16 protein-coding genes are annotated in these 11,885 nt (G+C 71.0%); 11 read left to right on the forward strand and 5 right to left on the reverse strand.

Annotation, left to right across the window (positions count from 1 at the left end; all coding sequences use genetic code 11):
• Nucleotides 1-5: 5 nt before the first annotated feature.
• Both cax and H030_RS0108595 read left to right on the forward strand, forming a co-directional pair.
• A complete protein-coding gene (gene cax / locus H030_RS0108590; RefSeq protein WP_027005817.1) occupies nt 6-1,145 on the forward strand; it encodes a calcium/proton exchanger in 1,140 nt (379 codons plus the stop codon).
• 43 nt (nt 1,146-1,188) lie between these two features.
• Nucleotides 1,189-1,731: a hypothetical protein gene (locus H030_RS0108595; protein WP_027005818.1), complete on the forward strand. Its 543-nt coding sequence runs from the start codon at nt 1,189-1,191 to the stop codon at nt 1,729-1,731.
• Between the two features lie 6 nt (nt 1,732-1,737).
• Here the strand turns inward: H030_RS0108595 and H030_RS0108600 are convergent, their stop codons facing one another.
• A complete protein-coding gene (locus tag H030_RS0108600; protein WP_027005819.1) occupies nt 1,738-2,061 on the reverse strand; it encodes a hypothetical protein in 324 nt (107 codons plus the stop codon).
• A gap of 51 nt (nt 2,062-2,112) precedes the next feature.
• The gene (locus tag H030_RS0108605) at nt 2,113-2,556 is read right to left on the reverse strand and encodes a hypothetical protein (RefSeq protein ID WP_027005820.1); all 444 of its coding nucleotides are present in this window, start codon (nt 2,554-2,556) and stop codon (nt 2,113-2,115) included.
• A 153-nt stretch (nt 2,557-2,709) separates the two neighbouring features.
• On the opposite strand from H030_RS0108605, the gene H030_RS0108610 reads away from it, so the two are divergent.
• From H030_RS0108610 to H030_RS0108635, 6 genes are all read left to right on the forward strand, one after another.
• Nucleotides 2,710-3,882, forward strand: a complete 1,173-nt coding sequence (locus H030_RS0108610) for an acyl-CoA dehydrogenase family protein (RefSeq protein WP_027005821.1) — start codon at nt 2,710-2,712, stop codon at nt 3,880-3,882.
• A gap of 164 nt (nt 3,883-4,046) precedes the next feature.
• Nucleotides 4,047-4,775 (forward strand): hypothetical protein, encoded by a 729-nt coding sequence (locus tag H030_RS0108615; RefSeq protein ID WP_027005822.1) that lies wholly within the window; start codon nt 4,047-4,049, stop codon nt 4,773-4,775.
• 41 nt (nt 4,776-4,816) lie between these two features.
• Complete coding sequence (locus tag H030_RS30480; RefSeq protein ID WP_051222084.1) at nt 4,817-5,248, forward strand: PadR family transcriptional regulator; 432 nt, start codon at nt 4,817-4,819, stop codon at nt 5,246-5,248.
• Nucleotides 5,249-5,259: 11 nt separating this feature from the next.
• Complete coding sequence (locus H030_RS0108625) at nt 5,260-5,712, forward strand: SRPBCC family protein (RefSeq protein ID WP_027005823.1); 453 nt, start codon at nt 5,260-5,262, stop codon at nt 5,710-5,712.
• Nucleotides 5,709-6,194, forward strand: a complete 486-nt coding sequence (locus tag H030_RS36710; RefSeq protein ID WP_027005824.1) for a hypothetical protein — start codon at nt 5,709-5,711, stop codon at nt 6,192-6,194. The genes H030_RS0108625 and H030_RS36710 overlap by 4 nt, the downstream gene beginning before the upstream one ends.
• On the forward strand, nt 6,191-6,859 hold the full coding sequence (locus H030_RS0108635; protein WP_155891927.1) for a hypothetical protein: 669 nt from the start codon (nt 6,191-6,193) through the stop codon (nt 6,857-6,859). The genes H030_RS36710 and H030_RS0108635 overlap by 4 nt, the downstream gene beginning before the upstream one ends.
• 110 nt (nt 6,860-6,969) lie before the next feature.
• Here the strand turns inward: H030_RS0108635 and H030_RS38960 are convergent, their stop codons facing one another.
• A complete protein-coding gene (locus tag H030_RS38960) occupies nt 6,970-7,122 on the reverse strand; it encodes a hypothetical protein (RefSeq protein WP_155891928.1) in 153 nt (50 codons plus the stop codon).
• Between the two features lie 233 nt (nt 7,123-7,355).
• Here H030_RS38960 and H030_RS0108645 point away from each other — a divergent pair, with 233 nt between their 5' ends.
• Genes H030_RS0108645 through H030_RS0108655 form a run of 3 tightly spaced genes read left to right on the forward strand, consistent with a single transcriptional unit; the run spans nt 7,356 to nt 10,794 of the window.
• Entirely contained in the window at nt 7,356-9,365 is a 2,010-nt protein-coding gene (locus H030_RS0108645) for a 3-hydroxyacyl-CoA dehydrogenase/enoyl-CoA hydratase family protein (RefSeq protein ID WP_027005826.1), read from the forward strand.
• A 51-nt stretch (nt 9,366-9,416) separates the two neighbouring features.
• On the forward strand, nt 9,417-10,007 hold the full coding sequence (locus H030_RS0108650; protein WP_027005827.1) for a hypothetical protein: 591 nt from the start codon (nt 9,417-9,419) through the stop codon (nt 10,005-10,007).
• 13 nt (nt 10,008-10,020) lie between these two features.
• On the forward strand, nt 10,021-10,794 hold the full coding sequence (locus tag H030_RS0108655; RefSeq protein ID WP_027005828.1) for an SIR2 family NAD-dependent protein deacylase: 774 nt from the start codon (nt 10,021-10,023) through the stop codon (nt 10,792-10,794).
• A gap of 6 nt (nt 10,795-10,800) precedes the next feature.
• Here the strand turns inward: H030_RS0108655 and H030_RS0108660 are convergent, their stop codons facing one another.
• Together H030_RS0108660 and H030_RS0108665 are read right to left on the reverse strand one after the other, a co-directional pair.
• Nucleotides 10,801-11,421, reverse strand: a complete 621-nt coding sequence (locus tag H030_RS0108660) for a hypothetical protein (protein WP_027005829.1) — start codon at nt 11,419-11,421, stop codon at nt 10,801-10,803.
• Nucleotides 11,422-11,450: 29 nt separating this feature from the next.
• Nucleotides 11,451-11,858 (reverse strand): cupin domain-containing protein, encoded by a 408-nt coding sequence (locus H030_RS0108665; RefSeq protein WP_051222086.1) that lies wholly within the window; start codon nt 11,856-11,858, stop codon nt 11,451-11,453.
• Nucleotides 11,859-11,885: the final 27 nt, after the last annotated feature.

Below are 11,885 nucleotides of genomic sequence, written 5' to 3' on the forward strand. Positions count from 1 at the left end.
AGCGCATGCAATGGCGCTCCTTCCTGACCAGCGGCGAGGGCTGGCCGTACCTCCTCGTCCCGCTGATCCCGCTGGCGATCGTGTTGGATGCGATCGGCGCGTCGGCGATCGCGATCTTCTTCGTGTCGGCCGGCGGGGTGATCCCGACGGCGGCGCTGATGGGTCGCGCGACCGAGGAGCTGGCGCATCGCAGCGGTCCCGGCATCGGCGGCCTGCTGAACGTCACGTTCGGCAACGCGCCCGAGATCATCATCGCGCTGTTCGCCCTCAACAAGGGGTTGCACGAGGTCGTCAAGGCGTCGCTGATCGGCTCGATGCTGGGCAACATCCTGCTCGTGCTCGGCGCGTCGATGTTCATCGGCGGCCTCGGGCGCGACCGGCAGAGGTTCGACCGCACGGCGGCCAGCTCGCAGTCGGCGATGCTGCTGCTGGCGGCGGTCGCGCTGGTCATGCCGGCGATCTTCGAGCTGGTCCAGGGCCAGGGCCTGCCGCTGCCCGGCGACGAGCGCGTGCACTACGACGCCAAGGTCGAGCACCTCTCGCTGGCCGTCGCGCTCGTCCTGATCGCCACCTACTGCGCCGGGCTGCTGTTCTCGCTGAAGACCCACCGCGACCTCTTCAACCCGCCGCACGACGAGACCGCCCAGCCCGACCCGGACGCGGAGGACGAGGGCGAGCCGTGGACGATCCGCAGGTCGATCTCGATGCTCGCGATCGCGGGCGTGGCGGTCGGCGTGATGTCGGAGATCCTCGTCGGCTCGATCTCGGAGGCCGCGAAGGGCGTCGGCCTGAGCGAGTTCTTCATCGGCGTGATCGTCGTCGCGATCGTCGGCAACGCGGCCGAGCACTGGGTCGCGGTCCTGGTCGCGCGCAAGGACAAGATGGACCTCGCGGTCAACATCGCGATCGGCTCGTCGGCCCAAATCGCGCTGTTCGCGGCGCCGGTCCTGGTGCTGTGCTCGTTCTTCCTCGGCCCGTATCCGATGCCGCTGGTCTTCAACGGCTTCGAGCTCGGCGGGCTCGTGATGGCGGTCCTGATCGCCAACCACGTGACCAACGAGGGCGAGTCGACGTGGTTCGAGGGCCTGCAGCTGCTGGCGGTCTACGTCGTCCTCGGGCTGACGTTCCTGTTCGCCGGTTCGTAGGAGCCGCTCAAGAACCGGTCGGTTCCGGCCGACGACAGGGACAATGGACAGCGTCAGCGCCGCCAACGCCGCATCCACCACCGCCAGGGCCGCCTCGACCACGTCTTCGACCAGCACGTCGAAGACCAGCGACGGCAAGGACTTCGCGACGCTGTTCGCCGACGCCAAGAGGGACCTGAGGAAGGGCGAGACGCTCTCCAAGGTCGACGGGCACGACTACGCCCGCATCAAGGGCGGCACGCGCGACGACCAGTGCGTCAACCTCTCGGGCAACACGCGCTCCGGCCAGGCGTTCGACCTGATCTGGCGCGACGGCCGTCAGTTCCACGTCTACGGCGGCAGGGGCGCGGACCACAAGGTGGTCGAAGTCGGCCACAAGGCCGCGTCGACGACCACCACCGGCGGGACCGACTCGACCACGGCGTCGACCGGGACGACCGGCACGACGTCGACCGACGCCTCCGCCTCCACCGGCACCGCTTCCACGACCGGCACGTCGTCGACCGGCAGCAACGCCAGCGACGTCACCTCGTCCTACACCGCCGGCACCACCGGGACGAGCGACACCAGCTCGTCCACCAGGTAGCTCGGGCTACAGCTCGTCCTCGTCGGGGTCCTGGACCTCGAAGCCGTCGAGGTCGTCCGGGTCCGCGTCGGCGGGCTCGTCGAGGTCGCCCGTGGCCAGCGCCGAGTGGCGCGCCTGGAAGCGCTCGATGAGGTCGTCGCGCTGGCGCTCGTCGACCGGCGCGTCGTCGGAGATCAGCACCCAGTCGGCGCCCTCGACCTCTTCGAGGTCGAAGATCTCGTTGTCGAGATCGGGCGAGTCGTCGACGACGACCAGCACCTCGGTCTGGGGGTTGAAGTACGTCCCGGGTCGGTTGACGAGGTCGTCGAGCTCGAAGCGCCGCATGGCCATGAGGCGGGTTGTATCGGAACTGGCCGATCTCCGGCAACTTCACGTACGTGTTCAGGACAGGTCGCGGAGCTGCCGGGCGACCTCCTCGTCCACGTCCAGCGGCTCCTGACCCCTGCGCGCGCGGCGCGCGTTGCGGGCGACGACCAGCTCGCGGACCTCGGCGACCAGCGCGGGGTCGTGGACGATCGGACGGGCGGTCAGCAGCGATCGCAGCTCGGCCTCGACGTCGATCGGCTCCTGCCCGCGCCGCGCGCGGCGGGCGTTGCGGGCCTCGAGCATCTGGCGGATCTCGGCCTCGCGCTCGGCGGCCAGCGCGCCCGCGCTCGGTCCGCGCCCCGACGCGACGGAGCGCCCGTCCTCGCGGTCCTCGTTGAGCGACAGCCCGCCGCGCCCGATCCGCCCGTAGGGGTTGCGCGACGCGTAGCCCGCCCACGCGGCGGCGATCACGGCCCCGGCGAGGACCGCGATCAGCACGATCGGGAAGGCGTTCTGCATCGCGTTCGCATTGTGACGTCGGTCCAGGTCCGCTTGACGGAGGTGGGGACTCCGGTACCCTTCGTCGCAGTGATTGACTGACCAGTCAATCGAGCCGCGGCGGGGGTGTCCTCAACGAGTCCCCGCTCACCTGTCTTCAAGGAGAAACACCCGATGGTCGACTTCACGCTGACCGACGAGCAGAAGGCCCTGCGCGAGCTGGCCCACGACTTCGCGGAGAAGGAGATCCGTCCTGTCGCGTGGGAGTACGACAAGGACGGCACCTGGCCGGCCGACGTCTTCGCCAAGGCCCACGAGGTCGGGCTGATGAACACCCACATCCCGGAGGAGTACGGCGGGCCGGGCCTGTCCTACCTCGACGGTTGTCTGATCGAGGAGGAGCTCTCCTGGGGCTGCTCCGGCATCACGACGTCGCTGGGCGCCAACGGCCTCGCCTCCGCACCGGTGATCCTCGCCGGTTCCGAGGAGATCAAGAAGAAGTACCTGGGCATGCTCGCCGAGGAGCTCAAGTACGCGTCGTTCTGCCTGACCGAGCCGGGCGCCGGCTCCGACGTGTCCTCGATGCGCACCCGCGCCGTCAGGAAGGGCGACAAGTACGTCCTGACCGGCCAGAAGTGCTTCATCACCAACGGCACCTACGCCGACTGGTACACGGTCTACGCCAAGACCGACCCGGACGCCGGGCACCGCGGCATCTCCGCCTTCGTCGTGCCGCGTGACGAGACCGTCGTCATCGACAAGAAGGAAGACAAGATGGGCCAGCGGGCGTCGAACACGGCGACCGTGACGTTCAACGAGACCGAGATCCCCGCCGACCACATCCTCGGCGAGGAGAACAAGGGCTTCAAGGTCGCGATGATGACCCTGGACCGCACCCGCCCGGGCGTCGCCGCGATGGCGACCGGCATCGCGCGCGCCGCGATGGAGTTCGCCGTCGAGTACTCCAAGGAGCGCGTGCAGTTCGGCGTGCCGATCGCGATGCACCAGGCGATCCAGTTCATGATCGCCGACATGGCGACCAAGGTCCACATGTCGCGCCTCGCGACGTGGAACTCCGCGACGCTGCTCGACAACGGCATGCGCAACACGCTCGAGTCGTCGCACGCCAAGCGCTTCGCCGCCGACTCCGCGATGGAGGTCGCCACCGACGCCGTGCAGGTCTACGGCGGCTACGGCTTCATCAAGGAGTACCCGGTCGAGAAGCTGATGCGCGACGCCAAGATCATGCAGCTGTACGAAGGCACGTCGCAGATCCAGCGCCTCGTCATCGCGCGCGAGACGCTGCTGCCGCGCCGCATCGAGGAGCCCACGGCCGCCACGGCCTAGAGCACCAACATGGTTTGGCGGGCGCCGCGGCGTGCGGCGCCCCGCCTGTGTCCGACGCGAGGGCTGCCCGAAAGGGCAGCCCTTCGTCGTTCTCCGTAAGCGTGAGCGCTCTGGGATGTCGTGAGGGGGACCCACCTCAACCCCCTCTCCCCAGGAGCAAGTACATGATCATCTTCGGTGGCCCGTTCCGGGTCCTCACGCTGCTCGGCGTCGTCGGCGCCCTGGCCGGCATCTACTTCGGCGCCAAGGGCGTCGTCACGGCCAAGCACGCGGAGGACTCGGTCAACCGCAAGGGCGCAGACAGCAAGTCGATGTTCCACGCGGCGCGCCTGCAGGCCGGGCTGGACAAGGTCCGCGCCAAGGTCGGCAACGACGCCCAGCTGCTGTCGCTCGACGTCTACCCCGGCTACCTCGTGGTCGACGCGGCGGCGGGCTCGGAGGACAAGGGCCGGTCGTTCCGCGTCCAGGAGGACGGCAAGGTCCAGGAGCTGCCGGTCAACCTCGTCGGCCCGGGCAAGTTGAAGGACAACGTGTTCCCCATCGACAAGGTCGACCCCAGGGCGGTCGAGCAGGTCGCCGTGCAGACCGCGGCCAAGCAGCACGTCGCTGGCCTGGACGGCGTGACGCACATCAACGTCGGCCTGGCGCCGGGCAACGGCGACGCGGGCATCGCGGTCTACACCAACAACGACAAGTTCATGCGCGCGGCGCTCGACGGGTCCGGCCTGGCCGATCCGGTCCAGCAGGCGAAGGCGACGCTCGACGGCGCCGAGAAGACCGAGGCCGCGGTGTCGTCCCAGGCGTCCGCCGCGTCGTCGAGCGCGAGCAACGTCGCGACGTGCATCACGTCGGCGGGCGCGGACGCGGCGAAGATCGCGGCCTGCACGAAGTAGGCGCATGACTGAACGGCTGCTCGGCGTGGCAAGCTGGAGGCATGTCCAGCCGCCGCACCGAGCAGGCCGTCGCGGAGGCCGTCCCGCTCCGGGGCGGCGCGTCGGCCGCGGGCGCCGGCTCGGCGGATCCGCTGGCCGGCGAGCTGCGCCGGGCGGGCGTCCTGCCGCTGCTGGTCCTGCACTTCCTCGGCGACGGCCCGTCCTACGGCGGGGCGTTGATGGAGAAGGTCGAGACGCTGTCGCGCGGGCTGATCGGCGTCAACCCGAACACGATGTACCCGCTGCTGCGCAGGCTGGAGGCCGACGGCTTCGTCGCCGGCGAGTGGGAGCACCCGGAGCGCCGCTCGCGCCGCTTCTACCGCCTGACCGAGGCGGGCGCGGCCGAGCGCGACCGGCTGGCGGCGGGCGTCGGGCCGCGGCTCGACGCCATGGTCGCGGCGCTGGGCGACATCAAGTCCTCGCTCGGCGTGTAGGTTCGCCCGCCATGGGACGCGTCAAGGCCGAGGTCACCGTCAGCGCGCTCGCGAGCGTCGCCGAGGAGCTGTGGTACGACACGTCGCGCTGGCCGACGTTCGTGGACGGGCTGGCGCACGTCGAGAAGGTCGAGGGCGACTGGCCCCACTCCGGGCGCGTGCTGTGGGACGCCAAGGTCGACGGCCGCGGCCGCGTCGACGAGCGCGTCGTCTCCCACGAGGCCCGCACCGGCCAGACGCTGGCGATCGAGGACGAGAAGCTCACCGGCACCCAGACCATCGAGTTCCACCCGACCGACGACGGCTGCCGCATCGTCCTGACGTTGTCCTACAAGCTGAAGATGGACCCGCCGACCCGCCAGGTCATCGACTTCTTCGCCCGCCGCCCGCTCAAGGACTCGCTCAGGCGCACGCTCAGGCGCTTCCAGCAGGAGCTCGAGTTCGCGCCGGAGTCGCTCGTATGAGCCCGGAGCAGGGACCGCCGCTCGGCGAGCGGCCGGTCGCCCTGTCGCTCGGCGTCACGCTCGCGCACACCGACGCGGTCGCGGTCCACATCGCCGGCGCCTACGCGTTCTCGACCGGCCTGACGTTCGGCGTCGCGCTGGTCCGCCGCGAGGGCGCGGCGCTGGAGCCTGGTCGGGACGCGTTCTTCTCGGAGCGGCCGCAGAGCGACGACGAGCCGCGCTTCGGTGTCGCCTTCGCCGACGGCCGGGCCGCGTCCCTGGACGGCCCGCCGTCGCCGGACATCCTCCTGGGCATGCGCGGCGGCGGTGGCGGCGGCGGGACCTACGAGACGCGGATGTGGCTGTGGCCGATCCCGCCGGAGGGCCCGCTGACCTTCACGTTCCGCTGGCTCGCCGAGGGGATCGAGGAGACGACGGTCGCCGTCGACACCGCGCCGCTGCGCGACGCGTCGGCGCGCACCGCCGTGTGGTGGCCCGCGTGACGTCGCTCGCCTGGGAGGACGGCCCGGAGGCGGGAGGCTGGATCGCCGGCCTGCTCGGGCCGTTCGGCCCGACCGTCGCCGGCGCCGTGCCGCGCGGCCATCCGGCGCACGCGATCGTCCCGGTGCCGCGCCCGGACGACGACACGCCGGAGGATCCGGGCCACGTCCCGACCCTCGAGGCGCTCGTCGGCGTCCTCGCGCCCGTCACGGGTCACCAGCAGGTCCACTGCGCGATCTGGGAGGGCTGGTCCTGGTGGTATCCGCACGGCACGGACCCGCGCACGGCGCCCGGCATGGGCGCCGGGGTCCTGTGGTCCGGCGACGGAGAGCCGACGCAGGAGGAGCGCGAGCGCGCGCTCGCGCAGGCCCGCGAGGCGATGGCCGCCGAGTGCATGGAGGCACCGGACGTCCGGCGCCTCGACCTGCCGTATCGCGCCTACTACGTGTGGCGCGGGCCGCTGGAGTCCATCACCGCGTTCCGCGATTACCCGCCCAACCCGCCGTCGCTGATCTGGCCCGAGGACCGGTCGTGGTTCGTGGGCATCCCGATCTACAGCGAGGACATCGCGGTGGCCGGGAGCGACGCGCTCGTCGATGCGGTGTGCGCGGCGCTGCCGGCGGCGCGGCGGGCTGCGCCCGGCGACGTGCTCGACATCGACGACTGAACCGGCCGGAGAACGACGCCGGCCGCCGCCGCTCCGAGGAGCGACGACGGCCGAGAGGAGGAGGAGCGTCGTACTGCTCGCCGCGTGGTAGCGGCAAGTTGGGGTTGTTGCTAGCGGACGTGCATGTGCGGGCGGTCGCAGCCGGTCGCGAAGCAGGCGGCGACGTTGCCCTGCGCGCCCTGGTGGAAGTGCGGGTCGTTGTGGATGGCGGCGGGCCGGGTGCTCAGGGCACGGCCGACCGCGGCGATGATGCGGCGGGTCATTGGGGGTGCCTCCGGGGGAGTGGGGGGAGAGGGGTCTGCCGGGCGGCTTGCGCCTTCACTCACCGACAGGGACATTGTGACACGTTTGTGACAGTTCTGGACATGCCTGTGACCGCCCTCACAGGAGTCCACGCCCGACCAGGTGCTTGACACCGTGTCGATAGCCCGATGTGGCTAGTCTTCGGCCCTTCGCAGGTCCGAAACGCCGCCAACCAGAAGGGTTCCCGAGACCAATGTTCGTGTTCAAGGCCGCCGTCGTCGGCGCCGGGACGATGGGTGGGCAGATCGCGCAGACGATCGCCGCCGCCGGCATCCCCGTGGTGCTCAAGGACGTCAAGCAGGAGTTCGTCGACGCGGGCCTCACCGAGGCGCGCAACGTCACGGCGGGCCAGATCGCCCGCCTGGTCAAGAAGGGCAAGCTCACCGAGGAGCAGGCCGCCGCCGAGGTCGACCGCATCGTCGGCCTGATCGAGGGCGCCACCGACTACTCGTCCTTCGGCGACGTCGACTTCGTCATCGAGGCCGTCCCCGAGCGCATGGACATCAAGCAGGCGGTCTTCGCCGAGCTCGACGCCGTCACGCCCGGCCACGCGGTCCTCGCGTCCAACACCTCGTCGCTGTCGATCACCGAGATCGGCGAGGCGACGCTGCGCCCGGAGAAGGTCGTCGGGTTCCACTACTTCTACCCGGCGTCGATCATGCCGTTGATCGAGATCATCGAGGGCGAGGACACCGCCGCCGAGACGATCAACGCGTGCGTGACGTTCGCCCAGGCGATCAAGAAGCAGCCGATCACCTGCGCCGAGGTCCCGGGCTTCGTCGTCAACCGCATCCTCAACTCCGGCATCGCCGAGATCTGGCGCGACCAGGAGGAGCAGCAGCTGTCGATCAAGAAGATCGACGAGGGCGTCGGCGCGGCCAACGTCGTCCCGATGGGCCCGTACTTCCTCATCAACCTGCTCGGCCTGGACACCGTCCTGCACGTCGCCGAGCACCTCCACGAGTCCTACGGCGACCGCTTCTACGCGCCCGAGGGCATGCAGAAGCTCGTGGCCGAGGGCAAGCTGGGCGCCAAGACCGGCGGCAACGGCTTCTACGACACCGAGGGCAACGCGAACCTCACGGGCGACAACGACCCCAACATCGACGAGCTCGTCGAGAAGTTGGTGCTCAAGACGTTCGTGGAGGCCGCGCTGGTCCTGGAGGAGGGCGTCGCCACCCACCGCGACATCGACTTCGGGATGATGGCCGGCGCCGGCCTGGACCCGCGCCGCGGGCTGCTGCCGCCGTTCATGAAGGCCGACGTCGAGGGCCTCGACACGATCCTGGAGCGCCTGGAGAAGGCGCAGGAGAAGTGGGGCGACCGTTTCGAGCCGCCGACGATCCTGCGCCGCCTCGTCGCCCAGGGCCGCTTGGGGACCAAGAGCGGTCAGGGCTTCTACGCCTACCCGCAGCCGGACGCCGAGCAGCCGGCCGGCGAGGCCGCCGTCGTCAAGCTCGAGTCGCGCGGCAACGTCGCGATCGCGTGGCTGGCCAACGGCATGATGAACTCGATCGCGCCGCAGGTCATCGAGGACCTCCGCAAGGTCTGGGACAAGGTCCAGGCCGACGGCGTCCGGGCGCTGGTGATCGCGTCGAGCAACCCCATGTTGTTCTCCGCGGGTGCCGACATCAAGGCGTTCACGCAGCTCGACGAGACGTCCGGCGCGAAGCTGATCGGCGACGCGCACACGCTCTTCCGCGAGCTGGAGACCAAGGGCGTCGCGACGATCGCGGCTGTCAACGGCCTCGCGTTCGGCGGCGGCTGCGAGCTGGCGATGGCGTGCGACGTCCGGATCGCCGCGCAGTCGGCGGTCTTCGGCCAGCCGGAGATCAAGCTCGGGATCATCCCCGGCTTCGGCGGCACGCAGCGCCTCCCGCGCCTGGTCGGCGAGAACAAGGCGCTGGAGATGAACACGATCGGCGACCCGCTCGGCGCCGACGAGGCCTACGAGTTCGGCCTGGTCAACCGCGCGGTCGTCGACCACGAGCTGCTCGACACCGCGCTGCTGTGGGCGCGCAAGCTGTCGGAGGCGGCGCCGCTGGCGCTGGCCGAGGTCAAGGGCGTCAGCGCCGCGGGCGACCTCGACGAGGGCATCGAGAACGAGAAGGCCGCGTTCGGCCGCGTCTTCGCCAGCGCGGATGCCAAGGAAGGCATCAGCGCGTTCCTGGGCAAGCGCACGCCCAACTGGCAGGGCAAGTAGCCGCGCGGACGTCGCCGCGTCACCTCGGTGGCGCGGCGGCGTTGTAGCGGCATGACCCTTCTCCCCAAGAAGTCCCTCCTCTCCCTGGCGGCCGCGGCCGTCGCCTCCGCCGCGCTGGCGGGCAACGCCGCCGCCGCGCCCACCGTCAAGGTCCACTCCATCTTCGGCGGCAAGGGCATCCACGTCGGCCAGATCCTCGACGTCCGCGCCGCGGGCGCCGGCACGGGCAAGGCCAAGTCCATCTGCTGGGACCCGGCGCCGATCGGCCGCCCGGCCTGCAGCGCGTCCGAGAACGGCGCGCCGTCGGCGACCGGCACGACCAAGCTGACCGTCAAGCTCGCCGACGGGACCACGCTGCACAAGTCGATCACGGCTGCGCCTGCGTTCAAGCATCGCGGCGGCGACGGCGGCTCCGACGCCGCGCCCGGGCACGTCTGCTCGAAGGGCATCACGCTGTGGGGCAACGTCCCGCAGAAGGGCTCGACGGTCAGGAAGCCGGCCGACAAGGTCACCACGCTCGACGCCGGCGCGCAGGTCGCGCAGTACAACCGCATCGGCGACTACGTCCTGTACTGGGAGTACGCCACCAACAAGGCCGGCTTCGGCAAGCTCGGCTGCGTGACCGACGGCCTGGGCTCGTAGCTACCCTGGAGCGGTGAGCGCTTCGTCGTCCGCCGCCGTCGACCACGAGCGCGTCGAGCGGCTCGCCGCCCTGATCCGGGAGGCCGAGTCGGTCGTCGCGCTCACCGGTGCCGGGATCTCGGTGCCGTCCGGGATCCCGGACTTCCGCTCGCCCGGCACCGGGCTGTGGGAGAACGTGAACCCGATGGAGGTCGCGCACATCGACGCGTGGCGCGCGGATCCGGAGCGGTTCTGGCACTTCTACGGCAACCGCTTCCAGACGCTGGAGGGCAAGGAGCCCAACGGCGCGCACCGCGCGCTGGTCGAGCTGGAGGCGCGCGGCAAGCTCGACGCGATCATCACGCAGAACATCGACCGCCTGCACAAGCGCGCGGGGTCGTCGCGGCTGATCGAGGTGCACGGGTCGATCGACACGTCGTCGTGCCTGACGTGCGGGACGGCGTACCCGATCGCCGAGGTGCGCGAGCGGCTGGAGCACTCCGCGATCTCGGTCCCGGAGTGCGACTGCGGCGAGCCGTTGAAGCCCGACGTCGTGCTGTTCGGCGAGTGGCTGCCGACGGGTGCGCTGGAGGAGGCCTACGGGCTGGCCGCGGGCGCCGACGTGCTGCTGTGCATCGGCTCGTCGCTGGAGGTGCACCCGATCGCGCAGCTGCCGTCGGTGACGCGCCAGACCGGCGGGGCGGTCGCGGTGATCACCGCGGGGCCGACGCCGTGGGACGCGCGCGCCGCGGTCAAGCTCGACGGCGACGTGGTGGCCGAGCTGGAGGCGCTGGTCGCAGCGCTGTAGTTGGTGTTATTGGATCCGCCGCGTGATGCGCCCGTGCGCATCGGCCTGGAACACGGCGCCGCTCTTGAAGTAGGCCGACCACGTCGGCCTGCCGAGGATCTTGAGCAGGACGACGTAGTCGATGGTCTTGCGCGAGACGTGCAGGCGGTGCGCGGCGGCGGTGATCAGGCGCTGCGGGGCGTGGGCGTCGACCGTCGACTTCGCGATCGTCCCGGTGCCCGGGGCGCTGACGAAGTCGGCGCCGAGCGGGTCGATCCGCAGGACCGAGACGCCGCCGTGGTGCTGGGCCAGCGCGCGCCGCACCTCGGCGGGGCGCAGGAGGCCGAGGCCGGCCGGCCTCGGCGGCGCGGCGGTCGTCGCCCTGGGCGTGGCGGGCGTGACGGTGTGCATCAGCGCCGGGACGTCGATCGCATGCGACCTCGCGTCGTGCAGCGACGTGTACGCGAACCACCCGCCGATCCCCAACGGGACGACGAACAGCAACACCATGAACAACCCCGCCGCCTTGTCCCACAGGTCCCAGCTGCCCTGGACGCGCGGCGCAGGCGCGGCGGGTCGCGGCAGCGCGGCCGTCATGGCTTCGCCAGGGTTGTTGATGGTGTTGCCGAAGGCGTCGCGGTCGCTCACACCTGGAGAACGACCGCGGGCGCCTGCGCTTACGCGGCCCAGGGCGGCGTGAAGGGCGCGCCGTCGCCGACGGTCGCCTGGCCGCCGGCGGCCATCGAGGCGATCGCCTCGAACGGCTCGGCGCTGCGGTTGGCGATCCGGAAGTCGACGCCGGGCGGGACCGAGAGGCTGTCGCCCGCCCGGACCACGACGTCCTGGCCGTCGAGCGTCGCGGTCAGCTCGCCGCGCACGACGACGAACGCCTCGTCACTCGTCAGCCGGTGCACGGGCGACGCGGCGCCCGGCTGGGCCCTGATCCTCCACGTGCTCAGCGTGCTGCAGCCGCGGCTGGGCGCGGCGAGGCCGGTCATGTCGAAGCCGTCCTGCCCGAAGCGCGGCGCGTCGGCCGCGGTGATGTGGTTCGCCATCTGGTGCTCCTCGAAGATCGTCAGTTCCAACTGACGGTCAGTGTAGACTGACGAACT

This window comes from Conexibacter woesei Iso977N, from assembly GCF_000424625.1.
Classification (GTDB): Bacteria; Actinomycetota; Thermoleophilia; order Solirubrobacterales; family Solirubrobacteraceae; genus Baekduia; species Baekduia woesei_A.